The following is a 25,975-nucleotide window of genomic DNA, read 5'->3' on the forward strand; positions in this document are numbered from 1 at the left end:
ATGGCAGAGACAGAAGCCGCCGAAGGCCAGCCGAAGAGAAAATCGGCCGCACTGATGACCATCGCCGGGCTTGCGATCCTGACGCTGCTCGGCGCCGGCGGCGGCTGGGTGGTCGGTGGCATGGTCGCACCCAACATCAAGGGCGCCGAACAGGCGCAACTGGCCAAGGCAGCCAAGGACGAAGCCGCGCAGAAGAAGGAAGGTGAGGCGGGCCTGCCTCACATTTCGACCGAGGCCAACAACGTCGTTCAGCTTGAGCCGATCACCTCGAATCTCGCCTATCCCTCCGAGAACTGGGTTCGTCTGGAAGTGGCGCTGCTGTTTAACGGCCCGCCCGACGTGAAACTCGCGGAGGATATCCATCAGGATATTCTCGCCTATGTGCGCACGGTTTCGCTGCAGCAGATCGAAGGGCCGCGAGGCTTCGAATATCTTAAGGATGACATCCAGGAGCGTGTTGACCTTCGCGCGCAAGGACGCGTATCGAAGGTCATGTTCAGGACCTTCGTCGTCGAATGATTCGATTTCTACTGCTGTTCGCTGCCATGATGGCGGCACCGGAGCTGGCGCATGCGCAGCAGCTCCCGACAAACCTGTTGAACTTGCCGGTCGACGGTTCGGTCGCGGCATGGATCATCAGAACGTTCGGCCTGTTGACCGTTCTTTCGGTCGCCCCGGGCATCCTGATCATGGTGACGAGCTTCCCGCGCTTCATCATTGCATTCTCGATCCTGCGGTCGGGCATGGGCTTGTCCTCCACCCCCTCGAATATGATCCTTTTGTCGCTCGCGCTGTTCATGACCTTCTACGTCATGCAACCGACCTTCGATCAGGCATGGCAGACCGGCGTTCAGCCGCTCCTGTCGAACCAGGTCGACGAGCAACAGGCAGTGGCACGCATCGCCGAGCCCTTTCGCACGTTCATGGCGAGCAACACGCGTGACAAGGACCTGGCGCTTTTCGTGGATCTGGCGCGTGAGCGGGGCCAGAGTGTCGAGACCGCCGAGAAGATCGATTACCGCGTTCTCATTCCCGCTTTCATGATCTCGGAGATCCGCCGCGGCTTCGAGATCGGCTTTCTGATCGTTCTTCCCTTCCTGGTCATCGACCTGATCGTCGCCACCATTACCATGGCGATGGGCATGATGATGCTGCCGCCGACATCGATTTCCTTGCCGTTCAAGATACTCTTCTTCGTGCTGATCGACGGCTGGAACCTTTTGGTCGGAAGTCTCGTGCGTTCCTTCCACTGAGCCGCACCTCCATTGCGCGCAGCACCGCGCAAAAAAACCGCCGGTGAAAGCCGGCGGTTCTTCATGCCTCGGAATGCCCTCTAGTCGAAGCGGAAGAACGGTTCTGTGCGGGGCGGTAGCGCCGGAACGTCGAGATGGTCCGGTTCCTGCCCCAGCTTCGCGCGCTCTACCATCATTTCGTAAGCCTTTTCGAGATGCAGCGTGAAACGCTCGGCGTCGAACAATGGCATGATGCCAGCATTTTCGCGAATCCGCCGCTTGTACCCGGCGATGCGGTCGGGGGCGTTCGCGAGTTCGACGGCCATGTTTTCATAGGCCTTGATGTCGCTAGCCACCAGTTCCCCCAGGCCTATCGCGTTGAGCAAGCTTTCGCTGACGCGGGAGGCAAAGTTGGTGCCTTTGACGGTCAGAACCGGCAGGCCGCCCCAGAGTTGCTCGGAGGTCGTTGTGTGACCGTTGACCGGAAACGTGTCGATGCCAAGATCGGCCATCTGTTGGCGATCGATGTGCTCTTCGTAGGACACGCGCGGGCAGAAGATCACTCGATCCGAATCGATGCCTTTCCTATTGATGTAGTTGAGCAGGTTCGTCTGGGTGTGGGGCGACGAAAGCATCAGCCAAAGCACGCCGTTTGGCGCGCGCTTGAGGATGTTGCACCAGACGTCAAGTATCTCTGTGTTGATCTTGCGGTTCGCATTGAACGAGGCAAAGACGAACGCGTCCTCCGGCAATCCGACCTGGGTCCGGGTCGTCGGCTTCGGCTTCGGACGATTGGCTGGGTCGTTGGGCTGGTAGCTCTCCGGCATGCGCACCAGCTTCTCGTGGTAGTGTGCTTCGCTGGTCGTCGGCAGCACGAACCGATCGCCGATGGCGTAATCAAGGTCGACGTCGGTCACGCTGCCGGGGAAACCAAGCCAGGTTGCCTGCAGCGGAGCGCCGCCATAGTTCAGGATTCTGGATCGGCCGCCGAATGTGTGTCCCTTGAGGTCGACCAGAATGTCGATCTGCCGCTCCCGGATAGCCTTGGCGGCTTCCTCGTCGGTCATGTCTCGAACGATGCACACGTCGCCCCATTGCGAGCGATCGACCGTGTCGGCTTCGTGTTGCAGGTACTTCTGCTCGGTATGGCAGAAGAGCACTATTTCGAACTTGTCGCGGTCGTGCAGCTCCAGAATACGGCGCAGCAGCTTCATGGTTGCGTGTCCGGCCCAGAAATCGGACGAAAGATATCCGATACGGATCTTCTTGCTCCAGGCGTGGGGAACGGCTCTTCGTCGCGCTGCTGCTTGCTTCAATGGAAGAGACGGATTGTGAGAAGCACGCGCATTGAGCGCTTCGTCACTGCACCAGTGGAGGTTGTAGAAGGGATTGTCGCGCTCCAGGACGCTCAGGTCGCCCTTGTCGAGCATGCGCTGTACCGGCAGAAACTCCTTGGCGACGAGGTCGAAGTCGCAGACTTCGCGGGCGAAGACGAGCTTGAGCAGCCTGAGTGGCATGATGTCGGGAAACTTCTTGAACAGATTATAGACGAGTGTCTCGTTCGTCGCGTCCAGAATGTCGTCGCTGAGGAGTCGCACTGCAAGGCGGACGTGGTCGGGATTGCTGCTCTCGGAGATCACCTTGCGGTAGGGGCTCACGAGGTCCTTTCGGCCTTGCTTGAGGTGGATAGAGGCAAGAACGCAGGCTAGGTCGGCGTCCGAGCGGGCACGTGTCATGACGCGCAAGGCCTGCAGCAAGGCCTGCTGTTCGTCGCCGCAGGCAAAATACAGGAGCGCGGCTTCACGGGTGTAGGGCGACTCCTTGTCGCTGTCGCGTTCGCCGGCAAGCGCATAGGCGCTTGCCGCTTCCGATTTGAAGCCCAACTTGAGAAGGTTTTTGGCCAGGAGAACGTAGGTCTTGACGTCCTGCTGCGTGTTGATGAGTTTGTTCAGGACTTCAAGCGACTTGAGATATTGCCCCTTTTGATAGTCCTTCGATGCCGCCGCAAACGAAATGTTGGTATTCAAGAGCCCACTCCATCCGGAACTTTTTCAACGAGCGTCGTGGCCAATCGTGCGCTGGCCTACAAGGCGCCCCAGTTTGCACCATCTAGGCACGCCAAGCTTGCTCGAAGCCGGTGTGCGCTCCTGCGACAAGGCGTTCGACGAGTGTTTGCAGACTGTTAACCACCGGCTCCATGCGACGCCGTTTCACCAGCCGTTTTAATGAGTTGGCAATGAATGGGTGCGAGATTGCCTCTCGACATGACGGGTTTGGTTGCTCAAGAGAAACGGCGCCGAGTGGCATGAAGCTGGTTCGTCATCGCCGGTATTGAAGTCCGGTATGTCCTCCTTTGGTATTTTGTTTTTGGGGACAGACTTATGACAAGCATTAACACCAATAATTCCGCAATGGCGGCACTCCAGACGCTGCGTAACGTCAACAAGGGCCTGAGTGACACGCAGAACGCCGTTTCGTCTGGTCTGCGCGTCGGCAAGGCTTCCGACAACGCCGCCTACTGGTCGATCGCCACGACGATGAAGTCCGACAACAAGGCGCTTTCGGCTGTGTCCGACGCCCTCGGCATGGGTGCCGCCAAGCTCGACACGGCCTACACCGCTGTCGACAGCGCCATCGACGTCGTCGGCGAAATCAAGGCAAAGCTCGTTGCAGCCAGCGAAGCCGGCGTCGACAAGACCAAGCTTCAGGACGAAATCACGCAGCTGCAGTCGCAGCTCTACAGCGTTGCTCAGTCCGCTTCGTTCAACGGCGAAAACTGGGTCAACAACGCCGGCGGCACGGTCAGCGTCGTTTCGTCCTTCGTTCGCGGCACCGGCGGCGCAGTCTCGATCAAGACCACTGACTACACGCTCGGCGCTACCAACACGCTGTTTGACGGCACGACCCAGGGCGGCATCCTCGGCGCTAACGGTGCGAGCTCGGGTAGCTCCATCTACGGCTTCACGATCGGCTCCAGCACGACCCAGGGCGATATCGACAACCTGCTGACGGACGTCGAAAGCGCTCTGAAGAACATGACGACGCTCGGTTCGCAGCTCGGTTCGCTCCAGACCCGCGTCGACATCCAGACCGACTTCGTCTCCTCGCTCAGCGACTCGATCGACTCCGGTATCGGCCGCCTGGTTGACGCCAACATGGAAGAAGAGTCCTCCAAGCTCAGCGCCCTGCAGACCCAGCAGCAGCTGGCGATCCAGTCGCTGTCGATTGCGAACTCTTCTTCGCAGAACATCCTCTCGCTGTTCCGCGGCTGATAGCCGTCACCAGCCATCTGAGAAGCGATTTACGGCCGGGTTTCCCGGCCGTAAATGTTTTAATCGTAAGTTAATAAGTCGAGCTAACAGAAGGATATTTTTAACTATTTTTCTTTTTTGAGTTCAGGGTTTCTTAACCATGATGCTGTCTTATGTGCCTATCGAAACGGCGAGTTGACTGAGCACAGCAAAAGCGGTCAACAGGCATGACGCTGACCGCCGTTCCCGGTAGTCCGGAATGTCCCTTCCTATCAATTCTGCCAAAGGGGCAATTAAATGACCAGCATTCTGACCAACAACTCCGCAATGGCAGCTCTCCAGACGCTGCGTAACGTCAACAGCAATCTGTCGGATACGCAGAATGCCGTTTCGTCTGGTCTGCGCGTCGGCAAGGCTTCCGACAACGCTGCCTACTGGTCGATCGCCACCACGATGAAATCGGACAACAAGGCTCTTTCGGCCGTTTCCGACGCCCTCGGCATGGGTGCCGCCAAGCTCGACACGGCTTACACGGCCGTCGATAGCGCCATCGACATCGTCGGCGACATCAAGGCAAAGCTCGTTGCAGCCAGCGAAGCTGGCGTCGACAAGTCGAAGCTGCAGGACGAAATCACGCAGCTGCAGGCACAGCTTTACAGCGTTGCTCAGTCCGCTTCGTTCAACGGCGAAAACTGGGTCAACAACGCCGGCGGCACGGTCAGCGTCGTTTCGTCCTTCGTTCGCGGCACCGGCGGCGCGGTCTCGATCAAGACCACCGACTATTCGCTCGGCGCCACCAACACGCTGTTTGACGGCACGACCCAGGGCGGCATCCTCGGCGCTAACGGTGCGAGCTCGGGTAGCTCCATCTACGGCTTCACGATCGGCTCCAGCACGACCCAGGGCGACGTCGACAACCTGCTGACGGACGTCGAAAGCGCTCTGACGAGCATGACGACGCTCGGCTCGCAGCTCGGCTCGCTCCAGCAGCGCGTCGACATCCAGAGCGACTTCGTCACTTCGCTCAGCGACTCGATCGACTCCGGTATCGGCCGTCTCGTCGACGCCGACATGGAAGAAGAGTCCTCCAAGCTCAGCGCCTTGCAGACCCAGCAGCAGCTGGCGATCCAGTCGCTGTCGATTGCAAACTCCTCCTCGCAGAACATCCTCTCGCTGTTCCGCAGCTAATAGCAGGAGCGCCTCCGGGCGTCTCGAACAGAAAGATCGCCAATGGAAAGCCGCGCTACCGAGCGCGGCTTTTTTGATGCCTGTTAACTCCGCGTTAACCAAATTCATGTTTTCTGCCGTCAACGAAACGGTATGTTAACCAAGCTTAAGAAGCGGTTAGCGGGCATGATGCTGATTGCCGTTCCCGGTGCCGGACCGGAATGTCCCTTTTCAAGATTTGCCATCAAGGGGCGATAATTTCATGACCAGCATTTTGACGAACGTCGCGGCAATGTCCGCCCTCCAGACCCTCCGCAGCATCAATGGCAATCTGGAAGATACCCAGAACCGTGTTTCGTCCGGTTACCGTGTTGCCGAAGCCAAGGACAATGCTGCCTATTGGTCGATTGCGACGACCATGCGTTCGGACAACAAGGCTCTTTCGGCTGTCTCCGACGCGCTCGGTCTGGGTGCTGCAAAGGTCGATACCGCCTATTCGGCCATGGACAGCGCCATCGATATCGTCAGCGAGATCAAGGCAAAGATCGTGGCCGCGACGGAAAAGGGCGTGGACAAGACCAAGATTCAGGACGAAATTGGACAGCTTCAGCAGCAGTTGTTGAGCGTAGCTCAGTCCGCTTCCTTTTCCGGCGAGAACTGGGTGGCAGGCAATACCACTAAAAGCGTCGTCTCCTCGTTCGTCCGCGATGCGAACGGCCAGGTTTCCGTTCAGACGACACAGTATGTGCTCGATGACTCGACGAGCGGCAACGTTCTGTTCGGTGTGACGACTACGGGAGCGATCGATACATCGACGGGTATCATTGGGACGTCGAGCGGCAGCGTCGGCTCGATCTACAGCATGGACATCACCAGCTTCGGCTCCAGCGACATCGACCTTGCGCTGACGACCGTCGAATCAGGCCTCAGTGCCCTGACAAAGGCGGCCTCGCAGCTCGGCTCGATCTCGACCCGCATCGACCTGCAGGAAAGCTTCGTTTCCAACCTCAGCGATTCGATCGACTCGGGTGTCGGGCGCCTTGTTGACGCTGACATGGAAGAGGAATCGAGCAAACTAACGGCCCTGCAGACCCAGCAGCAGCTGGCGATCCAGTCGCTGTCGATCGCGAATTCCAGCGCGCAGAACGTTCTCACCCTCTTCAAGAACTAAGCCGCCCAGCCGCATCCGAAGGAGATGGAAAGCCGCGTCCTTGACGCGGCTTTCTCTTTGTTTTTGAAGCGATAATCAAGATTGCGCGAGGCTTGCGACACTGCAGATATGGCACTTGCGCCCGTCGAAGGCCTTGGTTAACTTCGCTTAACAGTTGATTTGTTTTTAGCGACAAACCGGGCCTGGGGGACCAGCCGGGGGCATGACGCCAGGTCAGTCGCTGCCGGTTGCCGGCCTGTCCCGTTTCCCTACTCAGAGCCAGAAAAATGACATACAAAATTACCAGCTCGGCACAGGTAAACGCCCTCGCGGCGCTGCGCATTATCAACAAGGACGTCGCAACGGTTCAACAGCAGGTTTCGTCGGGCTATCGCGTCGAAACGGCTGCGGACGATGCGACCTACTGGTCCTATGCAAGTGTCATGCGCTCGGACAGCAGCTCGCTGCAAAACATTCACGACGCGCTCGGCGTCGGCGCATCGAAGGTCGATACTGCCTATACGTCGATGGACAGCCTGATCGACCAACTCGGCGAGATCCGCAAGACCCTCGTGACGGCGCAGGAAGCCGGGGTCGACAAGACGAAGCTCAACACCACGCTCACCGAGCTGAAGGGGCAACTGCAGACGACCGTCCAGGCGACGAACTTTGCGGGCGAGAATTGGCTGCTCAACCGCGACGCGACGCTTCCGACCTCACGCTCCGTGATCGGCGGTTTCGCGCGCGGTACAAACGGCGAATACCAAGCGCACACAATCGATTTCCCGGCCAACCAGACCGTCATGATCGACACGACGGACGCCAATCGCGGACTTCTTACCAAGACGATCGACGCAAATGCGCTTAATCCGGACGGTACCTCGACGGCACGCAACTACTATCTGCTCGACGCCGGATCGACGACACCCGCGAGCGGGACGGAGATAAAGCTCGATAGCAACACGACCTCCGCGCAGGTGAAGGACATGCTGGCAGTGGTCGATTCCGTCTTGTCGCAGCTGACGACGACGGCGGCCGGCCTCGGCACGATGAGCGCGCGCATCAGCGATCGCGTTGCCTACACCGCGGATATGTCTGACTTGATCGACAAGGGTGTCGGCGCGCTCGTTGACACCGACATGGACGAAGCGTCGACCCTCCAGAAGGCGTTGCAGACGCAACAGCAGATGGGTGTTCAGGCGATCTCGATCCTGAACACGGCTGCCAGCAAAGTGCTGATCCTGCTGCAATAGTGGCGCAGGTAGAGTTGAGCTTGTTCGGCTTTACCCTTCATCCTCGCGCAAGTTTGACACCATAGTTTCGGTACAAGGGCGCAGTGCGGAAACCGTGCCTGATGAGTTGTCAGTTCATGATGGGGCCAGGCATGTCGCAGTCTTCTGCAGCGAGAGGGTGGATAGGGTGAGCGCGCTGCTTTCTCGGTACCTCAAGGATTTTGGCGAGCCGGCCGTGGTTGCTCCCGTCGCGGAAGCGGACGATCTTGCGGATGATTTCGGCGGCTTTGCGGACATCGCGTCCGAACCGGTGGTGGATCTCGAAGCCGAGCGCCATAGCGCCCATGCCGAAGGCCATGCAGAGGCGACCGCTGCGCTGACCGAGAAGTATGAACTGGAAGCGCAAACGGTCGCGCTCGTTCATCAGCGCGAAATTGAAGAGCTTCGCGACCGGTACGAGGTTGAGGCCGCAGAGCTGATTGCCTCCCGGCTTGACGCGATGGCGGGTGAGATTGCCGAGCTTGTCAGCGCGACGGTCGCAAAGGCGATGGCGCCTGTTATGACCGATGTTCTGTCGCAGAAGGCTGCCGTCGATCTTGCCGGCATCCTTCGCGATGCGGTGCTGGAAGGCGATGTCGGTACCGTGACGGTCAAAGGGCCGGCGCGGCTTTTCGATGTGCTGAAGAGCACACTTGGCCAAAAGGCTGGTCTTCTGCGCCATCATGAAACGGGCGATGTCGACCTGACCGTCGAATTTGGCGACGCTGTCCTGGTCACGCGGATGTCGGCCTGGGCGACGAGCTTGAAGAAAGTTCTGGAATGAGTGAGAGCGAAAACCACCACCACGGCAAGAACGAGATCATCATCGTCAAGCGACATGGCGGCGGGGATCACGACGGAGCTCATGGTGGCGCCTGGAAGATCGCCTATGCCGACTTCATGACGGCCATGATGGCGTTCTTTCTCGTCATGTGGCTGGTCAACGCTGCGAACGAGGAAACCAAGGCCTCGGTCGCGACCTATTTCAATCCGATCAAGCTCGCCGACGAGAAGCCCACGGAAAAAGGCTTGAAGAAGCCCGTCGATCAGGCGGACGGCGACCAGAAGCAGGACAAGTCGAAGGAAAAAGAGGACGAGCCCACCAAGGGTGCATCGGCCGCAAACGGCGATGACCAGACCTCGACCTCCGGCGACCAGACCAACTACTCCGAAGCCGACTTCTTCGAGAATCCTTATTCGGTCCTGGCGGAGATTGCGCAGGAAGTCGGCCAGCAGGCAAACGTCAGCGCCAAGGGCGAGGGCGGTGCCAGCGATTCCGGTCCGGCAACCGGCGCTGACGGCGGTCAGGCCTACCGCGACCCCTTCGATCCGGATTTCTGGACGAAGCAGGTCGAAGTGACGCACGCCGACAAGACGCAGCCGGCATCGAGCGACACGCCCGCCGATGGTGCAGCAGACGCTGCCGAAGTTGCCAAGGCGGAATCCGAGAACCCGGCGGATCTGACAAAGGCCGAGGACGCCGGCAAGGCTCATGACGCGCAGGCCCAGGAAACGGCAGAGAGCAAACCGCAGCACGGTGCGGCTTCCATGGAAACGGCTGTCAGAAATGCCGAGGGCAAGGAAAAGCCGCAGACTGAGGCGCAAAAGGCCGCCGAGCAGAAACAGGCCGAGGACTTGCAAAAGGAAATCGCCCAGCAGATCAGTGGCGTGGCTGGCAAGCTCGCCGAAGGCCTCACGGTAACACCGTCGGAAGGCGGCCTTTTGGTCAGCATTTCCGATCAGAGCGATGATTCCATGTTCAACATCGGATCGGCCGTTCCGCGCAAGGAAATGGTGCTGGCGATGGAAAAGATCGGTGAGATCCTGAAGGGCAAACCAGGCGCCGTTGTCATTCGCGGCCACACGGACGGCCGTCAGTATAAGGGCGAGAACGAGAACTGGCGCTTGTCCATGGATCGCGCCCAGGCTGCCTATTACATGATCGTTCGCGGCGGGCTCGACGAAAAGCGGGTCTCGCAAGTCTCCGGCTTTGCCGACCGCAAGTTGAAGGATCAGGCGGATCCCTTCAACGCGACCAACAGGCGCATCGAAATATTGCTGCAGACGGATCAGGGATAATCCATGATCCGTCTGCACCAACGTCTTCTGCTTCTGCTTCTCGGTCTCGCGGGGAGCCCTGCTGCTGTCGCGTATGCGCAAGATCAGGAGGACATTGCACCCTACAAAATGCTGCGGTCGCTGCAGTTCGTGCAGGATTCCGTCGTGCTTGGCGATCATTCTGCCGCCGAGATGCAGCGTTTCATGCTCGGGACGATCGATCAGCGCCTGCGCAGCATCGATCCGTCGGTTTTCGATGATGACCGCAACGTCGATGCGGCGCTGATCTATGCGATGAGCGGCGGCAATCCGGAGACCCTCGAATTCCTCGTCGCCCGCGATGTAAACGGTCACTTCGACAATCGCATCAGCGACGTCTTGCGGAAATATCTGAGCGGCAAGGGATTGCTCGTCGCCAAGAGCCTTGTCGAGACGGCGAACGAATACAAGGATAAGAAAATCGGCCCCTATCTTGCGCTGGTCGGCGGCAACGTCACCATCGCCAAGAGCCCAATGGAGGCGCTGAAGCTGTATGATCAGGCGCGCCTCAATGCGCCGGGCACGATCGTCGAGGAGGCGGCGCTGCGCCGCTCTGTGTCGATCTGCGTCGAAGCCGGGATGGTGGACAAGGGGCTCGATTATTCGCAGCGCTATGTGCGCCGCTTCCTGCATTCGCCCTATGCGAGCCAGTTCGCGGATCTTTTCGTCAAGCTGCTGGTCAATCATGATCACGAGGTGAAGCCGGACGACGTTGTTGGCATCCTCTCCTTCATGGATGAGGCCAGGCAACGCGAAGTCTATCTCCGCATCGCTCGCGCGGCGGCGATCGCCGGCAAGGGTGATCTCGCACGGATGGCCGCGGCACGCGCGCAGACGCTTGCAGGCGATTCCGACAACGCCTTTGGAGCGCTCGCCGATTTCTATGGCGGCATGGCGGCGATCCCGACGGACAAGATCGATACGGCCGCCAAGAACATCGCATCGATCCCCGACCAGGAGTTGTCGCCGCGTGACCAGGCGCTTAGGGCAGCAGCAAAAGCCATTGCAGAACAAGTGCTTCGTCCGCCGGACCCGGCAAGCCTGACGCAAGCGACGACCCCTAAATTGTATAGCCAAGAAATTACTTCTGAACAGGCAGCGGCCTCACCAGAGGCGGAGCAGGGGGCGATACCCAACCTGGCTCACGGTCCTGTTGTGGGAGAAGCGGCAGGGACGCCGCCATCCAATGTTGGGGGACAGCAGGACGCCGACCCGTCATTCAGCGCATTCGTCACGTCAAGCCGATCGCAGTTGGATGAGATCGACGGCCTCTTGAACAAAGAAAGCAATTGAGATGATGGACATCAGCGTTTCGGGGGGAGCGTCTGGAGCAGGGGCTGCTTCTGCCGCAGGCATTGGCCGGCAGACCGGCAACGGTGGTGATCCGGATGCGGGCGGGTTCTCTGACGTCCTGAACAAGGCAAGCGGTGGAAAGCATGACTCGACCGATCAGCCCGCCGTGGGCCAGTACGGCACCGACGGCACCGACGGCAGTGGGTCGGCTGCGCCACGCCTCGCGAACACGAAGGCATTGATCGATCTCGGCAGCGCCTCCCTGGCGGCGCAGGCGGAGATAAATGAAAAGACGTCTGGCTCGACGGATAAAGAGACGAAGAAAACGGAGCGTGACCCGAAGGCCAAGGGCAAGCACGCCACTGACGCCGATTTGCAGGATCCGTCCGACAAGCTGGACGATGACGTGGCGAGCCATTCAGCCAAGGGTAGCAAGCAGACGAAGGCTGACGGCACCGAGGTCAAGAAGGGCGTCGAGGACGATGGCGCGATCTCCGATGTCCTCAGCTTGCTGAAGCAGGTGCCGACCGACGCAACTGCGGCCGCAGCGTTCGCCGCAATGGCCGCGGCGAACCAAAAGGTGGACAGCAAGGCAGCGACCGATCCGAAAGAAAAGCCCGTTGCCGGTATCAAGTCCAAGGATGAGACGTCTACCGATGCTGATCTGGCCAGCGTCGATACGACCGTGGACGCTCGGCTGCCCGGCACAGCGGTTGCCGGCGGTACCGACGCGGCGACATTCCGGCTGAGCCGTACCGATGGCCGCGGTCAGTCCATGGATATGCATCTTGGCATCGACAAGGATGCCACCGCCGAGTCCGGCGGCAAGGCTAACATCGAGAGCGTCTCCATTCTGGATTCGCGCCGCTACATTGGTCTGGCGCAGAACACCAATTCTGCCGCAGTGACGGCCGCGATATCTGGTGATCAGGAATGGGCGCATGCCATGCAGGCGAGCTCCGCTTTGTCGAACGCCGCTGAGTGGACCAGCACCGGCAAGGTCGTGAATACGCTCAAGATCCAGATGAACCCGATCGACCTTGGTCTCGTCACCGCTACGATGCGGCTGCACGGCGACGCGCTGAATGTCGACCTGAAGGTAGAGAGCGGCGCGGCCTATCGGCAACTGAAGGAAGACCACGGCAAGATCATCGAGGCATTGCGCAGCCAGGGCTACGCGATCGACAACGTTACGATCAGCATGGCGCCGGTCGACCGCTCGGACGCCGGCAATCAGGCGAACGGGCAGAGCCAGCAGGCCTCTGCCCAGCAAGGTCAGGGCGGCGAGGCGCGTGAACGCCAAAATCAATCAGGACAGCGAACTGGCGGAGGCTTCAATGGCTCGGGCGAAAGCAGTGTTGAAAGCACTTCTCCTGGCGCCGCTGGCAGCGGTCGCACTGGCGACGTCTATCTCTAGCGCACAGGCGTCGAACAGCGCCTGCGAGCAGGAGATTCAGGCGGCCGCACTGAAATACGGCATCCCCGAGGGCATTCTCTACTCCGTTGGCTTGACCGAGACCGGACGCAAGGGGTCGCTCTACCCTTACGCGCTGAACATCGAAGGGAAGGCCTTCTTTCCACCCTCCGAGCAGGACGCTCTGAGACAGGTTGATGTTGCGCGCAGGTCAGGCGCGAAGCTCATCGACATCGGCTGCATGCAGATCAACCAGTACTACCATGGTGAGAATTTCCGGTCTGCGGAGGAGATGTTCGACCCCCGTCACAATGTGGAATACGCCGCACGGTTCCTGCGCAATCTCCACGACCGTCACGAAACCTGGACGATGGCGGTGGCTCGCTATCACGCCGGACCCAACAATGACCCCGCCCAGAAGCAGTATGTTTGCCGGGTCATCGCCAATCTGGTCGCCACCGGCTATGGCAAATGGACTCCCAATGCGAGCAACTTCTGCCAAAATTGATTCAATCAAAACGGGTGGAAAACAGAACAAAGCAGAAATGTGTCATATTGTGGCGAGAATCTGTCTCAATATGGCAAGGCAAGTCACATTTTAGACCTTGTTAACTTTTCCACGAAATTTTTGTGTGCATAATTTCGAGATGCCACTACATCTAGATCAAATCGCGCCTCAATTCTTAATCAACTATTAATTCCTGCCAGTAAGTTCCTACAGCTTGTCCCAGAATCGCGCGATTCGTACCCATAGAGCATCGAGGTACCACAAGTGATTCGGAGGCGGACGAATGATCGTAGTGGTTGATGAGCGTGAGCTCGTGAAAGATGGTTACACTTCACTTTTCGGGCGGGAAGGCATTCCTTCCACGGGGTTTGATCCAAGTGAATTCGGTGAGTGGGTTCAGACGGCGGCGGATTCTGATATCGCCGCTGTCGAGGCGTTCCTGATCGGGCAGGGGCAGCAGAATTTCGAGCTGCCGCGCGCAATCCGCGACCGGACCATGGCGCCGGTGATCGCGGTCAGCGACCAGCCGTCGCTCGAAAACACCCTTGCACTTTTTGATTGTGGCGTCGATGATGTCGTGCGCAAGCCGGTGCATCCCCGCGAAATCCTGGCTCGAGCCGCCGCCATCCGGCGCCGCCTCAAAGCGATTTCCAGCCACACCGACATCGGAGCGATCCGTGTGTTCTCCGACGGTCGCGATCCGGAAATTCATGGCGAAGTCTTTGCGCTTCCCCGTCGCGAGCGCCGCATCCTGGAATATTTGATCGCAAACCGCGGTCGCCGTGTCACCAAGACGCAAATCTTCAACGCGATCTACGGCATCTTCGACGACGAAGTCGAAGAAAACGTCGTTGAAAGCCACATTTCCAAGCTGCGCAAGAAGCTCCGGAAGAAGCTCGGCGTCGATCCGGTCGATTCGAAGCGCTTCCTTGGCTACTGCATTGACTGGAACTGATTTTTTCAAAACGGGCCGTGTTGCCTGGCCATAGTCGCTGCATTCTCATCGATGATGGTTCAGCCCCAGACAGCTTCACGCAAGGCCCACCAAATACTCTCAAGCCTACTCAGGGAATCGAGGTTTTCAGATGAGCATTTTTGGCAGCATGAAGACGGCCGTGTCCGGCATGAACGCGCAGGCAAACCGCCTCAGCACCGTCGCCGATAACATCGCAAACGCAAACACGACGGGCTACAAGGCCGTTTCGAGCGCTTTCTCGTCGCTGGTTCTGCCTTCGACCTCGGGTAACTACAATTCAGGTGGCGTCCAGACGTCCGTTCGTCAGTCCGTTTCCGAGCAGGGCGATATCTCCTACACGACGTCGAGCTATGATCTGGCGATCTCGGGCGACGGCTTCTTCATCGTTCAGAGCCCGGATGGCGTTCCGGTTCTGACCCGCGCCGGTGACTTCACCAAGGACGACGAGGGCAACCTCGTCAACGCTGCCGGCTTCAAGCTGATGGGCTATTCCTACGATTCGGGTGCGCCCGCTGTCGTGGTCAACGGCTTCTCCGGTCTCGTGCCGGTCAACGTCAACCAATCCGGTCTGACAGCAATCGCTTCGACCACCGGTACGTTCTCGGGCAACCTGAACTCCAATGCCAACGTTGCGACCGGCAACCTTCCTGCCTCCAACACGGCTCCGATCACCGCCGACACGAAGCAGATGTCGATGGTCGGCTACGACAAGCTTGGCAACACGGTCCAGTACGATTTCTACTTCACCAAGACCGCCGTGACGACGCCCCCGCCCCCCGCTCCGGGTGTTGCGAGCACATGGCAGGTCGCAGTCTTCCGCCACGCCGATGCGGCAACAGGTGGAACGTCGTCATTTCCGTACACTCCGGCAGCGACGGCTCTCGTTGGCTCGACGAATTTGACCTTCGATGCCAACGGCAAGATGATCAGCACCGGCGCAATGACGATCAACGACCCGGTCACTACGGGTTCCATCGCCATGAACCTCAGCGGCTTCACGCAGCTCGCCGCGGATTTTGCCGGCAGCGGTACGCCGAACGGCCAGGCTGCAAGCCCGGTCAAGGACGTGACGATCGATAAGGATGGCACGGTGTACGCGAAGTATTCCGACGGCACCTCCAAGCCGATCTACCGCATTCCGCTGGCGACCGTTGCAAGCCCGGACAACATGACGCTGATGAGCGGCAACGTCTACAGCGCCAACGGCCAGTCTGGCGTTACCGTCACCGGCTTCCCGCAGACCAACGGTTTCGGCACCATCCAGGCAGGTGCGCTTGAGAGCTCGAACGTCGACCTCGCCGGCGAACTGACCGAAATGATCGAATCGCAGCGCAGCTACACCGCCAATTCCAAGGTGTTCCAGACGGGGTCCGACATCATGGACGTCCTCGTCAACCTCAAGAGATAAGTAGGGTTCGGATAAGCCATGTCGCTCACTTCCGCACTAAACACTGCGCAGAGCATATTCAGCAATACCGGCACTCAGAGCAGTGTGGTATCGAACAATATCTCAAACTCGAGCAACAGCGACTACGTGCGCCGGCAGGCGATGATCACCACGTCGCTGAATGGCGCGCAAGTCGTGAAGATCAGCCGCGCGCAGGAAGACGCGCTGCTGAAGCAGTGGTTGAAAGCGAGTGCGCAGGACAGTGGCCAGCAAACGCTACTTGGCGGCCTGACCGACCTGAAATCGATCATGGGTGGCAACGATTACGAAACGTCGCCGGCAAACTACCTGGCGACGTTTCGCGAAAAGCTGCAGGCCTTTCGCACGTCGCCGAGCAGCACGATTGCCGCGCAGAGCGCGGTCACGGCCGCGCAGGACGTCGCCAATTCACTGAACGATGCAACAAAATCCGTGCAGGCCGTCCGTCAGGGTGCGGACAAGGAAATCGCAACCCAGGTTTCGACACTGAACACCCTGCTTGCGCAGTTCAAGACGGCGAACGATGCCGTCAAGAGCGCTACCGCGACCGGCGGCAATCCAGCCGATGCACTGGATGAGCGCGACAAGCTGCTGAAGCAGATCTCCTCGATCGTCGGCGTCAACGCGGTCGATCGCGAAAACGGTGACATGGCGCTCTATACGACAGACGGCACAGTCGTTTTCGACACGATACCGCGCACAATTACGTTTGTTGCCCAGAATACCTATACCGCTCAGACGAAGGGCAACGGCATCTACATCGATGGCGTGCTACTCGGCAGCGGCAAGGGTTCGACGAGCACGGCCCAGGGAAGCCTGCAGGCGCTGTTGCAAGTGCGCGACGAAGTCGCAACGACATTCCAGTCGCAGCTCGATGAAATTGCAAAGTCGCTCGTCACCATGTTCTCGGAAACCGGCGGCGCGCCCGCCACGACGCAGCCAGGCCTATTCGTTTGGAAGACGGCGGCTGGTGCCCAAGGTGGAACGCCGACGACGACGGGCGTGATCGATGGCATCGCCGGCACCATCACCGTAAACGCCGCCGTCATCACCAGCCAGGGCGGCGACCCGATGAAGTTGCGCGATGGGTCAATCTCCGGCCTCACCAACCTCAATCCGACCGGCAAAAGCGGCTTCTCCGACAATCTCGACGCGCTCTACACGGCGATGGGCACGGCTCAGACCTTTTCAGCGACCGCCGGCCTCTCGTCGAACGTCAACATCATGGATTACGCCTCGAATTCGATCGGCTGGCTTGAGCAGTATCGAAGTGATGCGACGACGGCGTCCGAAAATACCTCGGCAGCACTCTCGCGTTCGACGGAAGCCTATTCCAACGAGACCGGCGTGAACCTCGACGAGGAACTGACGCTGCTTCTCGACATCGAGCAGTCCTACAAGGCGGCAACGAAGATCCTCAACGCTGTCGACGAAATGTTGAAGTCATTGCTGGACATAGCGAGTTAAGCCATGAAAAGTTCATTTATTTCTAGCTCAGCCATTCAGAACGCGATGCGATTGACGATCCGCCAATCGCAAAAGCAATTGGTCAGCGCTTCTCTCGAAGCAACGACGGGCATTTATGCCGACATCGGCGCCTCGCTCGGCTCCGGCGCAGCCAAGAGCGTGAACTTCACGTCCGAGGTCAGCCGAATCAAGGCTCTCAAGGGCAGCAATTCCGTCGTTTCGGCGCGCCTTGAAGCGTCGCAGCTCGGCCTCGACAGCATGAAAAAGGCCGGCGATGCACTGGTCTCCAAGCTGACCGCGCTTCAGGGCAGTCAGGACAAGACCAGCATCACAGTGGCGATGCAATCTGCCGGTGACGCGCTGTCGCAACTGATGGATACGGGCAATTCCATGCTCAACGGCGAATACCTGTTCTCTGGTATCAACACCGATGTGCAGCCGCTTACCAGCCAGCAGACCGCCGCAACGACCGCCATTCAGACGAACCTCACGGCCTATGCAAGCGGCCTCGGCAAGCCGGTCAGCTCACTGACGGGTGCCGAGATGGGAACCTTCATCACCAACTTCGTTGAGCCGATGTTCTCGCAGGACACGTTCAACGGTACCTCCACGCCGATCGCATTCCCGCCTCCGGGAGCACCAACGCCGCTCGCGCCCGCGGCCTATGTGACGCCGCCGGCATGGAGCGACTGGTCGGCCGCTTCCAACCAGAATATGACCAGTCGCATCAGCAACTCGGAGGTGGTCACGTCTTCGACCAATTCCAACTCGGATGGCATGCGTTATTTCGCGCTCGCTTCGATCACGGTTTCGGCACTGGCCAGCCAGGGCCTAAGTGCTGACGCCTTGGGCACCGTCACCTCCAAGGCGATCGGCTACGCAGCGCAGGCAACGACCGGCATAGTGACGCAGGCAAGCCAGCTCGGCCTATCGCAGGAGCGCGTCGAGAAGGCCAACGATGCCCTCGATGCACAGTCGAGCATCATTCAGAACAAGCTCGTCGATCTCCAGGGTGTGGATACCTCGGAAGCATCGACGCTGGTCAACACCCTCCAGACGCAGCTGGAGACGGCCTACACCATCGTATCGAAAATTCAGCAGTTGAGTCTCGTGAACTACCTTTGATGATCAAGGGTACGAAAGACAAAGAAGGATGCATGAATGTATCAGTTCTCTTACTCCGAGGTCATGGAGGACTCGGTGGCCGATGCGAAGGAGCGGGAGCGTCAAGTTCTCGACCGGTCCATCGACCTGCTGTCGATTGCGCGGGACAAAGAGAAATACAGCCGGGAAGCCATTGATGCATTGTTCTACACCCGGCGCGTTTGGGTGAGCTTTATCGAGGATCTCAAGCATCCGGACAACCAGCTTGAAATCCAGCTGCGGGCCAACCTCATCTCCATCGCTATCTGGATCTTGAAGGAATGCGATCGGATCAGGCGCCGGCAATCGACGAACTACCAAGGCATTATCGACGTTACCACCATCATCAGGGATGGACTAAAATGAAAAGCACACTTCGTATCTCGCTAAAAGCCGGGGAAAAGATCTTCATTAACGGTGCGGTCTTGCGCGTCGATCGCAAGGTCGCGCTGGAATTCCTGAATGATGTAACGTTCCTTCTCGAAAACCACGTTCTCCAGCCGGAAGAGGCGACAACGCCTCTGCGCCAGCTTTATTTCATTGCCCAGATGATCCTCATCAATCCCGAGGGCAAGGAGCAATCGACGGCGATGTTCCGCAAGTCGGTCACCATGCTGCTGACCTGCTTCAAGAACGAGGAGGTTCTCGCCGAGCTGAAGCGCATCGATGGTCTCGTTTCGACCGGACGCGCATTCGACGCCCTGAAGGCCATCCGAGGTCTGTACCCGATCGAAGACAGCATCCTCAACAACCACGAAATGCCGCCGACGATGGTCGAGCAGATTCGTAAGGAGATTGCACCATGGCGGTAAGTGGCGTTTCGAGCACGTCGAGCACCTCGTCGTCGTCGAGCACCTCGAGCGCGCAGCAGAAGGCGACGCTGAACTACGACAACTTCCTGCAGCTGCTCATCGCGCAGATGAAGAACCAGGATCCGACGGATCCGGTCGATGCCAGCGAGCAGATGTCGCAGCTGGCGAGCTTCTCGCAGGTCGAACAGACGATCCAGACGAACAGCAAGCTGGACACGCTGCTTGCGAGCTCCAGCCTGACGCAGGCCGGCAGCTATATCGGCAAGTACATGACCAGCGCTGACGGTTCCGTCAAAGGCACGGTCGCTTCGGTCAAGGTCTATTCCGACGGAATTGTCGCGACGACGACCGACGGGAAGAGTATCCTTGTGCAGGCGGGAATCACCCTGGCCGACAAGGCGCCGACGACGTCGAGCTAAGTGCAATTATGAGGCGGTTCGGCCATATCGGGCGAACAGCAAGGCGATATGAGGTTGCCTGACGATGAATGAAGCTGATGCTCTTGACCTTTTCCAGGCGGCGATCTGGACCGTTCTCGTTTCCGCAGGTCCGGCGGTTGCGGCAGCCATGGTGGTCGGCCTGATCATCGCGCTGTTCCAGGCGCTGACGCAGGTTCAGGAAGCAACCCTCACCTTCGTTCCGAAGATCGTGGCCGTCCTCGTCACCATCGGCATCTCGGCTCCGTTCGTCGGATCGCAGATTTCGATTTTCACCAATCTGGTGTTTTCGCGCATTCAGTCGGGTTTCTGAGCCACCTTCGCGCAAGCTTCGCCATTTAATTCTCGTTCCGAATTGGTGGGCATCATGCCCGCACCTCTCATGAAGAGACGGAATCGAAATGGCGCAACCTCCCGCACTCCCCCTTCCGAAAGCCGGACTTAGCGTACGTGATATCGGTTTTGCCATGGGCATCATCCTTATCATCTGTGTCCTCTTCCTGCCGATCCCGCCGTTTTTGATCGACATGGGTTTGGCCTTCTCGATCGCTTTCTCGGTGCTGATTCTGATGGTCGCGCTGTGGATCCAGAAGCCGCTCGACTTCTCATCATTCCCGACCATTCTTCTGATCGCGACCATGACGCGCTTGGCGCTGAACATCGCGACGACGCGCGTCATCCTTTCGCACGGCAACGAGGGTCATGATGCAGCCGGCGGCGTCATCGCAGGCTTTGCCAGCCTCGTCATGTCCGGCGACTTCGTGATCGGTCTGATCGTCTTCCTGATCCTCATCACCATCAACTTCATCGTTATCACCAAGGGCGCGACACGTATCGCGGAAGTCGGCGCGCGCTTCACCCTCGACGCGATCCCCGGAAAGCAGATGTCGATCGACGCCGACCTCTCGGCCGGCATCATCGACGAGAAGGAAGCCCAGCGTCGCCGTAAGGAACTGGAAGAGGAAAGCTCCTTCTTCGGTGCCATGGACGGCGCGTCCAAGTTCGTTCGTGGCGATGCGATTGCCGGTCTTCTGATTACCTGCATCAACATTTTTGGCGGCATCATCATCGGCTATTTCCGTCACGGCATGCCGATCGGCGAAGCCGCCGACGTCTTCGTCAAGCTCTCCGTCGGCGACGGCCTCGTCTCGCAGATGCCGGCCCTCATCGTTTCGCTCGCAGCCGGCCTTCTCGTGTCGCGTGGCGGCACCGTCGGTTCCACTGAACAGGCAGTCGTCAACCAGCTCAGCGGCTATCCGCGCGCCCTTTCCGTATCCGCGGTTCTGATGGCAATCCTCGGGCTCATGCCGGGCCTGCCGTTTTTCCCTTTCATGTTTCTTGCCGGTCTTCTGGCCTTCGGCGCCTGGTTCATTCCTCGTCAGGTCGAGGCCGAGAACAAGGCGCGGCGCGAGCAGGAAGAGAAGAAGGTCGTCCAGAACAAGGAGCTCGAAAAGGACTCCGTCAAGTCGGTGCTGCGCACCTCGGAAATCGAACTCGCGCTCGGCAAGATGGTATCGACGCGGCTGCTTGGCGCCCATCAGGAGCTCGCCTTCCGCGTCGGCAAGATGCGCAAGAAGTTCGCGACGCAGTACGGCTTCGTTGTTCCGGAAATCAAGGTCACCGACGATATCGGCATCGCCGAGAAGTCCTATCAGATCCGAATCCACGGCACGACGGTTGCTTCCAACATGCTGCGCGTGGGCGAGGTTCTGGTCGTCACCGGCTCCGGCCGTAGGCCAAGCATTCCGGGCGACGAGATTCGCGAACCAGCGTTCGGCATGCCGGCGGTTTCCATTCTTGAAGCCTTTGCCGAAGACTTGAAGCGCGAAGGTTTCCAGCCGATCGACAATGTCTCGGTCGTGCTGACGCATATGAGCGAAGTCATCCGCAACAATCTGCCGGCGCTTCTGTCCTACAAGGACGTGAAGGTGTTGATCGACAGGCTCGATCCCGAATACAAGAAGCTGGCCGACGAGATCTGCTCGTCGCACATGTCCTATTCCGGCTTGCAGGCCGTGTTGAAGCTGTTGCTTGCCGAGCGCGTGTCGATCCGCAACCTGCACCTCATCCTGGAAGCCGTCGCCGAACTCGCGCCGCATGTCCGCAAGACCGAGCAGATTGTCGAGCACGTCCGCGTTCGCATGGCACAGCAGCTATGCGGCGATCTCGCCGACAATGGTGTGCTTCGCGTACTGCGGCTCGGCAGCAAGTGGGACCTCGCTTTCCATCAGGCGCTGAAGCGTGACAACAAGGGCGAGATCGTCGAATTCGACATCGACCCGCGCATGCTGGAGGAGTTCAGCGAGCAGGCGACGAAGGTTATCCGTGAATTCATGGATCGAGGCCTGCCATTCGCCCTTGTCACCTCGCCGGAAACACGCTCCTATGTGCGTATGATCATCGAACGATTGTTCGCAACGCTCCCGGTCCTGTCGCATGTCGAGCTGGCCAAGGGCATCGAGATAAAGATTCTGGGCTCGATTTCATGATAACTGACCCGCAAGGGACCGTCCTGGCGCTGTTCCTGATCTTCTGCAGGATCGGCGGCTGTGTCCTGGCGATGCCCGGCTTTTCGTCGGCCCGCGTGCCGGCGCAAGTGCGGGTCTTTATTGCTGCCGCCCTGTCCCTGGCGATCTTGCCTGTGCTTTGGGACACAGTTTATCCGATCGTCCACACATCGAACGCCACCTATATCGGCTACATTTTCAGCGAATCGCTGATTGGCGTCATGTACGGCATGCTCGCCCGGGTCTATACGCTCGGTCTGCAATTTGCGGCCAGCGTCATTGCGATGATGGTCGGATTCACGCAGCCGGGTGCGGCGGATGTCTTTGAAGATTCGCCGGAAAGCAGCCTTTCAGGCTTCATCACCTTTGCCGGCATGATGATCCTGTTCATGATGGACTTTCATCACATCGTGTTCCGGGCATTGGTCGATTCCTACACGTCGATGCCCTTCGGCGGCATCATGCAGCTGCGTGCCACGCTCATCTCGTTCACCGACACGCTGTCATCGACGTTCATGATCATGTTGCGGCTCTCGAGCCCGTTCCTGATCTACGGCCTGATGTTCAACATCGCCATCGGCTTCATCAACAAGCTGGCGCCGCAGATTCCGGTGTATTTCATATCGACACCCTACCTGCTTCTCGGCGGCCTCTTCCTTTTCTACTTCTCCGTGGCGGCATTGGTCAGCCAATTCGGCCAATCCTTCGCCAGCGTTTTCATCGGCAGGTAGTGGCATGGCGGACAAGACACGCTCCCAGAAACTGCAACGCCTCGTAGCGGTTCAACGGCATCTGGAGCAGATGGCCGAATTCGATCTTGCCGAAACGAGCCGCCAGCGCGCGGAAGTCAACGACCAGATGGACAGCGTCATTCTGGCGCTCGGCTCCATGGACCCCGTCCATCATGCCTTTTCGCAGGGCTATGCGGATCGATTCAACCGGCTCGGGATCAAGGACAAGCAGCTGACCGGCATGCAGCAGATTCACGAAATGCGCGTCGTTCAGGAGCGCGCCAAGGGCGATCGGCTGGAAGACGGCATGCGCGAAGCGCTTGAGGCCGAGCGTCGGGAAGCCGACGACAATGCAGTCTATGATCTCATCGATCAAAAGTTCGGTACGCCAGCCTCCAGCAAGCTTCAAAAATCATAATCGTCACAATCTTAATCAAGGGGATTGTGACTTGGCTATTTCACCTCCGAGTGATCTGGTCCTGGATGTTGTCAAAGCTGCCGAACCGCTCGAGGTTCAGGCAGCCCAGGAAAAACTGAAGGCAAACCAGGCGGCTTTTGCCGCAAACAGTCTCGCCGAAGCCGGCAACGGCTTCACGTCGGCCGTCGATATTCTCGATCGCGCAGTGGGCAAGACCGGCTTGAGCGACAGCAAAAACCGCAGCACCAAGACGGAAGAGGTGCCGGAAACCTACCGCAAGTTCGAGGCGATGGTCCTGCAGAACTTCATCAAGAACATGCTGCCGAGTGACAGCGAAGAAGTCTACGGCAAGGGTGCCACCGGTGATATCTGGAAGGGAATGATGGCTGAACAGCTCGGCAACGAGATTTCGAAGGGTGACGGCATCGGCATTGCCAAGCAGCTTTATCAGGATGCGCTGAAGAAGCAGGAAGGCAAGGTCGCCAACGCTTCCACCGATCAGGACGATCGCAATATGGCGATGAGCATGATCGACGAGTTCCAGCGCAAGACCTTCGGTACAACAACTGCGGACAACAAGTCCGCCAATGACGCCTGAGAGAATCGAGGACAAAAATGGAAATAATCTCGAACGACTACCGTATCAAATCGGTTCTTGGACGCCTTGAAATGATCATCGACAATGAGAACACGAGGATCGGCAACGACCCTCAGTTCGATCTCAAAGTGTCGAATGCCCACAAGAGCCGCTGCCTTTATGAGCTGTCGATGCTCTTCCGCGACACGGATCCGAAAGAGCTTGCCGCCACGCATCTCGATCAGCTGCACGGGTTGAAGAAGAAGCTCGTGCTGAACGCCCGACGCGTCGAAGCGCATCTGGAAGCGGTCCGTACCGTTGCCGATCTCCTGAAGAATGCGGTCCAGGATGCGGATGCCGACGGCACCTATTCCCAAGAGCAATTCGTAGCACGTGGCGCTTGATGATTAAACTCGTTCTGACTGGCGTCTGGGTTTGCGCGATCACGCTGGCATCGGTCTATTTCTCGGTGCACATGGCAACGGCTCCTGCGCCGGCTCCTGATGATTCCAAGCAAAGCCAGCTCGAGCTTGTCAAGGGCGAGACGATCACCGTGCCGATCATTGCCGACGGCGCCGTCACCGGCTACTTCCTCGGCAAGGTGTCTTTCATGATGAACAAGGACACGGTGAAAAACCTGTCCTTGCCGCTGACGGAAATGACGACCGACGAGCTCTTTACGCTGCTCGTCGGCAACAAGATGGTCGACATCTCCAACATGAAATCCTTCGATGCGAAGGCTTTCCGGGAGATGATCAAGAAGGACATCAACCAGCATCTCGGTGGAGACTATATCGATCAGGTGATGCTGGAGCAGCTCGACTACCTCTCGAAGGAAGAAGTCAAGGCGAATGCTTCCGGACAGCAGAAGAAAACGGTCAAGCCCGTGAACGTCGTAGCCCCGGCACCGGTGTCGGACAAGGCTGCAACGGAGTAGACCTAGTCATTGCCCTGAAGCGGCGCCTCTGGCGCCGTTTTGCGTTTATCCCGGGGACACGATGGTTAACAATTCCTTCGCTCGAGGCGGGGAATTCAAGCGATTTTCCTAAGAGATAGTTGAAATCGCGCTGCTACAAGTCGTGCCGATGGGCTGACTGTGCACCGGCATTCCGGTTCTTGGAATTCTTTCATGCGCTCCCAGGCGAACGCTCTTGGTCGATGCTGAATCGTCTGGTGCGGCTATGTGATCTGTTTCGGGATGCATGCAGCATGAAACACTATCGTCAGGAAGCCGGCATGAACCTGATCGCGAATTTCGCGGTCCTGTCGTCACGTCGCGCGATCTTCGATCTGCCGATCTGCGATCTTGGCTGGGATGATGCGCTGGTGTTCATCAATGAACTCCTGTCGATACCGGTCGGGCAGACATCGATCTCGTTCGTCAACGCGCGCAATATGGTGATGACGTTGCGCGATAGCGACTACCGCGCCGTTCTCGCGCAAAATCTGCTGCTCCCGGATGGTCCGGGTCTCGATATTGCATCGAAGGTGGCGCACGGATCGCCGTTCCCCGCCAGCTTAAAGGCCGCCGATTTCGTACCGGCGCTGCTGACATTCATGGAGATCCCGCGGCGTATCGGCCTCATCGGCAGCACGCCTGAGGCGACTAGGAAGACTGCCGCGAAGTTCCGGCGCCACGCTCCGTGGCATGAGTTCATCATCATTTCGGACAGCTTCGCTGAGACGGAAGACAGAGCGGCGATCGTCAAAGAGATCGACCGGCAATGGCTCGACATACTCATCGTCGGAACGGACACGCCATCCCAGGAGAAATGGATCCATCAGCACATCCGGGCAGATCACGCCCGGCTTGTGCTTGCTGTCGGCGACCTATTCGGTGTCGTGGCGGGTACCGACCACCGAACACCGAAGCTTGTACGGATGATGAGAATTGCACGCGCCTATAGCTGGATGCGGCAGCCGAAGCGCGCAGGCGTGCAGTGTGGCTTTGCCTTTGCAGTTTTCCTGTACTACGTGCTCCACTACGGTGGGACGCGTCGCACACGGATACTGAACGGATCCAGGTGAGACGCTGCTCTGCAGCATGCTGCGAGTTGGCGCCAGTTAACCATTTCTTTGCCATGAACATTTAAGGTTG

Annotated in this window: 27 protein-coding genes; 26 read left to right on the forward strand and 1 reads right to left on the reverse strand. The window is 58.7% G+C overall.

Features of this window, described 5'->3' with window-relative positions:
• A complete protein-coding gene (locus tag ACSQ9D_RS01440; RefSeq protein WP_436280862.1) occupies positions 1–519 on the forward strand; it encodes a flagellar basal body-associated FliL family protein in 519 nt (172 codons plus the stop codon).
• A complete protein-coding gene (gene fliP, locus ACSQ9D_RS01445) occupies positions 516–1,253 on the forward strand; it encodes a flagellar type III secretion system pore protein FliP (protein WP_037114230.1) in 738 nt (245 codons plus the stop codon). The genes ACSQ9D_RS01440 and fliP overlap by 4 nt, the downstream gene beginning before the upstream one ends.
• 80 nt (positions 1,254–1,333) lie before the next feature.
• On the opposite strand, the gene ACSQ9D_RS01450 is transcribed toward fliP, so the two are convergent.
• Positions 1,334–3,259, reverse strand: a complete 1,926-nt coding sequence (locus ACSQ9D_RS01450; RefSeq protein ID WP_436280863.1) for an O-linked N-acetylglucosamine transferase family protein — start codon at positions 3,257–3,259, stop codon at positions 1,334–1,336.
• Between the two features lie 354 nt (positions 3,260–3,613).
• Between ACSQ9D_RS01450 and ACSQ9D_RS01455 the strand changes: the two genes are divergently transcribed.
• The 24 genes from ACSQ9D_RS01455 to ACSQ9D_RS01570 all read left to right on the forward strand — a co-directional run bounded on the left by ACSQ9D_RS01455 (position 3,614) and on the right by ACSQ9D_RS01570 (position 25,905).
• Complete coding sequence (locus ACSQ9D_RS01455; RefSeq protein WP_436280864.1) at positions 3,614–4,504, forward strand: flagellin; 891 nt, start codon at positions 3,614–3,616, stop codon at positions 4,502–4,504.
• A 276-nt stretch (positions 4,505–4,780) separates the two neighbouring features.
• A complete protein-coding gene (locus ACSQ9D_RS01460; protein ID WP_436280865.1) occupies positions 4,781–5,671 on the forward strand; it encodes a flagellin in 891 nt (296 codons plus the stop codon).
• Between the two features lie 241 nt (positions 5,672–5,912).
• Positions 5,913–6,821, forward strand: a complete 909-nt coding sequence (locus tag ACSQ9D_RS01465; RefSeq protein WP_436280866.1) for a flagellin — start codon at positions 5,913–5,915, stop codon at positions 6,819–6,821.
• Between the two features lie 266 nt (positions 6,822–7,087).
• Positions 7,088–8,053, forward strand: a complete 966-nt coding sequence (locus tag ACSQ9D_RS01470) for a flagellin (protein WP_436280867.1) — start codon at positions 7,088–7,090, stop codon at positions 8,051–8,053.
• Between the two features lie 166 nt (positions 8,054–8,219).
• Positions 8,220–8,855 (forward strand): hypothetical protein, encoded by a 636-nt coding sequence (locus ACSQ9D_RS01475; RefSeq protein WP_436280868.1) that lies wholly within the window; start codon positions 8,220–8,222, stop codon positions 8,853–8,855.
• Positions 8,852–10,150, forward strand: a complete 1,299-nt coding sequence (locus ACSQ9D_RS01480) for a MotB family protein (protein WP_436280869.1) — start codon at positions 8,852–8,854, stop codon at positions 10,148–10,150. Before ACSQ9D_RS01475 ends, ACSQ9D_RS01480 begins: the two co-directional genes overlap by 4 nt.
• Before the next feature lie 3 nt (positions 10,151–10,153).
• Positions 10,154–11,461, forward strand: coding sequence for a chemotaxis protein MotC (gene motC, locus ACSQ9D_RS01485; RefSeq protein ID WP_436280870.1), 1,308 nt, complete (start codon positions 10,154–10,156; stop codon positions 11,459–11,461).
• A gap of 1 nt (position 11,462) precedes the next feature.
• On the forward strand, positions 11,463–12,878 hold the full coding sequence (gene fliK, locus ACSQ9D_RS01490) for a flagellar hook-length control protein FliK (protein ID WP_436280871.1): 1,416 nt from the start codon (positions 11,463–11,465) through the stop codon (positions 12,876–12,878).
• Entirely contained in the window at positions 12,820–13,383 is a 564-nt protein-coding gene (locus ACSQ9D_RS01495; RefSeq protein ID WP_436280872.1) for a transglycosylase SLT domain-containing protein, read from the forward strand. The genes fliK and ACSQ9D_RS01495 overlap by 59 nt, the downstream gene beginning before the upstream one ends.
• A gap of 283 nt (positions 13,384–13,666) precedes the next feature.
• Positions 13,667–14,338 carry a transcriptional activator Rem gene (gene rem, locus ACSQ9D_RS01500; protein WP_436280873.1) on the forward strand — a complete coding sequence of 224 codons (672 nt, stop codon included), beginning with the start codon at positions 13,667–13,669 and terminating at the stop codon, positions 14,336–14,338.
• 130 nt (positions 14,339–14,468) lie between these two features.
• On the forward strand, positions 14,469–15,767 hold the full coding sequence (locus ACSQ9D_RS01505) for a flagellar hook protein FlgE (RefSeq protein ID WP_436280874.1): 1,299 nt from the start codon (positions 14,469–14,471) through the stop codon (positions 15,765–15,767).
• 18 nt (positions 15,768–15,785) lie between these two features.
• Positions 15,786–17,252 (forward strand): flagellar hook-associated protein FlgK, encoded by a 1,467-nt coding sequence (flgK, locus tag ACSQ9D_RS01510; RefSeq protein WP_436280875.1) that lies wholly within the window; start codon positions 15,786–15,788, stop codon positions 17,250–17,252.
• 3 nt (positions 17,253–17,255) lie between these two features.
• Positions 17,256–18,377 (forward strand): flagellar hook-associated family protein, encoded by a 1,122-nt coding sequence (locus ACSQ9D_RS01515; RefSeq protein WP_436280876.1) that lies wholly within the window; start codon positions 17,256–17,258, stop codon positions 18,375–18,377.
• Positions 18,378–18,413: 36 nt separating this feature from the next.
• Positions 18,414–18,761, forward strand: coding sequence for a flagellar biosynthesis regulator FlaF (gene flaF, locus ACSQ9D_RS01520; protein WP_037114182.1), 348 nt, complete (start codon positions 18,414–18,416; stop codon positions 18,759–18,761).
• Complete coding sequence (gene flbT / locus ACSQ9D_RS01525; RefSeq protein WP_436280877.1) at positions 18,758–19,207, forward strand: flagellar biosynthesis repressor FlbT; 450 nt, start codon at positions 18,758–18,760, stop codon at positions 19,205–19,207. Before flaF ends, flbT begins: the two co-directional genes overlap by 4 nt.
• Positions 19,198–19,626 (forward strand): flagellar hook assembly protein FlgD, encoded by a 429-nt coding sequence (gene flgD, locus ACSQ9D_RS01530; RefSeq protein ID WP_007796653.1) that lies wholly within the window; start codon positions 19,198–19,200, stop codon positions 19,624–19,626. The genes flbT and flgD overlap by 10 nt, the downstream gene beginning before the upstream one ends.
• A gap of 64 nt (positions 19,627–19,690) precedes the next feature.
• On the forward strand, positions 19,691–19,957 hold the full coding sequence (gene fliQ, locus ACSQ9D_RS01535; RefSeq protein ID WP_016552783.1) for a flagellar biosynthesis protein FliQ: 267 nt from the start codon (positions 19,691–19,693) through the stop codon (positions 19,955–19,957).
• An 88-nt stretch (positions 19,958–20,045) separates the two neighbouring features.
• Positions 20,046–22,133 carry a flagellar biosynthesis protein FlhA gene (flhA, locus tag ACSQ9D_RS01540; protein WP_436280878.1) on the forward strand — a complete coding sequence of 696 codons (2,088 nt, stop codon included), beginning with the start codon at positions 20,046–20,048 and terminating at the stop codon, positions 22,131–22,133.
• The gene (fliR, locus tag ACSQ9D_RS01545; RefSeq protein ID WP_436280879.1) at positions 22,130–22,882 is read left to right on the forward strand and encodes a flagellar biosynthetic protein FliR; all 753 of its coding nucleotides are present in this window, start codon (positions 22,130–22,132) and stop codon (positions 22,880–22,882) included. The genes flhA and fliR overlap by 4 nt, the downstream gene beginning before the upstream one ends.
• A 4-nt stretch (positions 22,883–22,886) precedes the next feature.
• The gene (locus ACSQ9D_RS01550) at positions 22,887–23,300 is read left to right on the forward strand and encodes a hypothetical protein (protein WP_436280880.1); all 414 of its coding nucleotides are present in this window, start codon (positions 22,887–22,889) and stop codon (positions 23,298–23,300) included.
• Between the two features lie 31 nt (positions 23,301–23,331).
• Complete coding sequence (locus ACSQ9D_RS01555) at positions 23,332–23,898, forward strand: rod-binding protein (protein ID WP_436280881.1); 567 nt, start codon at positions 23,332–23,334, stop codon at positions 23,896–23,898.
• 17 nt (positions 23,899–23,915) lie between these two features.
• Entirely contained in the window at positions 23,916–24,281 is a 366-nt protein-coding gene (locus tag ACSQ9D_RS01560) for a hypothetical protein (protein ID WP_037114163.1), read from the forward strand.
• Positions 24,281–24,814, forward strand: a complete 534-nt coding sequence (locus ACSQ9D_RS01565; RefSeq protein ID WP_436280882.1) for a hypothetical protein — start codon at positions 24,281–24,283, stop codon at positions 24,812–24,814. The genes ACSQ9D_RS01560 and ACSQ9D_RS01565 overlap by 1 nt, the downstream gene beginning before the upstream one ends.
• A gap of 299 nt (positions 24,815–25,113) precedes the next feature.
• The gene (locus ACSQ9D_RS01570) at positions 25,114–25,905 is read left to right on the forward strand and encodes a WecB/TagA/CpsF family glycosyltransferase (RefSeq protein ID WP_436283745.1); all 792 of its coding nucleotides are present in this window, start codon (positions 25,114–25,116) and stop codon (positions 25,903–25,905) included.
• Positions 25,906–25,975 lie beyond the last annotated feature (70 nt).

The sequence above is a fragment of the Rhizobium sp. LjRoot258 genome (assembly GCF_964254185.1).
In the GTDB taxonomy this organism is placed as follows: domain Bacteria; phylum Pseudomonadota; class Alphaproteobacteria; order Rhizobiales; family Rhizobiaceae; genus Rhizobium.

Coding starts and splice junctions, on each gene's coding strand:
- ACSQ9D_RS01440 (WP_436280862.1), top strand. CDS start 1: ATGGCAGAGACAGAAGCCGCCGAAGGCCAGCCGAAGAGAAAATCGGCC.
- fliP (WP_037114230.1), top strand. CDS start 516: ATGATTCGATTTCTACTGCTGTTCGCTGCCATGATGGCGGCACCGGAG.
- ACSQ9D_RS01455 (WP_436280864.1), top strand. CDS start 3,614: ATGACAAGCATTAACACCAATAATTCCGCAATGGCGGCACTCCAGACG.
- ACSQ9D_RS01460 (WP_436280865.1), top strand. CDS start 4,781: ATGACCAGCATTCTGACCAACAACTCCGCAATGGCAGCTCTCCAGACG.
- ACSQ9D_RS01465 (WP_436280866.1), top strand. CDS start 5,913: ATGACCAGCATTTTGACGAACGTCGCGGCAATGTCCGCCCTCCAGACC.
- ACSQ9D_RS01470 (WP_436280867.1), top strand. CDS start 7,088: ATGACATACAAAATTACCAGCTCGGCACAGGTAAACGCCCTCGCGGCG.
- ACSQ9D_RS01480 (WP_436280869.1), top strand. CDS start 8,852: ATGAGTGAGAGCGAAAACCACCACCACGGCAAGAACGAGATCATCATC.
- motC (WP_436280870.1), top strand. CDS start 10,154: ATGATCCGTCTGCACCAACGTCTTCTGCTTCTGCTTCTCGGTCTCGCG.
- fliK (WP_436280871.1), top strand. CDS start 11,463: ATGATGGACATCAGCGTTTCGGGGGGAGCGTCTGGAGCAGGGGCTGCT.
- rem (WP_436280873.1), top strand. CDS start 13,667: ATGATCGTAGTGGTTGATGAGCGTGAGCTCGTGAAAGATGGTTACACT.
- ACSQ9D_RS01505 (WP_436280874.1), top strand. CDS start 14,469: ATGAGCATTTTTGGCAGCATGAAGACGGCCGTGTCCGGCATGAACGCG.
- flgK (WP_436280875.1), top strand. CDS start 15,786: ATGTCGCTCACTTCCGCACTAAACACTGCGCAGAGCATATTCAGCAAT.
- ACSQ9D_RS01515 (WP_436280876.1), top strand. CDS start 17,256: ATGAAAAGTTCATTTATTTCTAGCTCAGCCATTCAGAACGCGATGCGA.
- flaF (WP_037114182.1), top strand. CDS start 18,414: ATGTATCAGTTCTCTTACTCCGAGGTCATGGAGGACTCGGTGGCCGAT.
- flbT (WP_436280877.1), top strand. CDS start 18,758: ATGAAAAGCACACTTCGTATCTCGCTAAAAGCCGGGGAAAAGATCTTC.
- flgD (WP_007796653.1), top strand. CDS start 19,198: ATGGCGGTAAGTGGCGTTTCGAGCACGTCGAGCACCTCGTCGTCGTCG.
- fliQ (WP_016552783.1), top strand. CDS start 19,691: ATGAATGAAGCTGATGCTCTTGACCTTTTCCAGGCGGCGATCTGGACC.
- flhA (WP_436280878.1), top strand. CDS start 20,046: ATGGCGCAACCTCCCGCACTCCCCCTTCCGAAAGCCGGACTTAGCGTA.
- fliR (WP_436280879.1), top strand. CDS start 22,130: ATGATAACTGACCCGCAAGGGACCGTCCTGGCGCTGTTCCTGATCTTC.
- ACSQ9D_RS01550 (WP_436280880.1), top strand. CDS start 22,887: ATGGCGGACAAGACACGCTCCCAGAAACTGCAACGCCTCGTAGCGGTT.
- ACSQ9D_RS01560 (WP_037114163.1), top strand. CDS start 23,916: ATGGAAATAATCTCGAACGACTACCGTATCAAATCGGTTCTTGGACGC.
- ACSQ9D_RS01565 (WP_436280882.1), top strand. CDS start 24,281: ATGATTAAACTCGTTCTGACTGGCGTCTGGGTTTGCGCGATCACGCTG.
- ACSQ9D_RS01570 (WP_436283745.1), top strand. CDS start 25,114: ATGAACCTGATCGCGAATTTCGCGGTCCTGTCGTCACGTCGCGCGATC.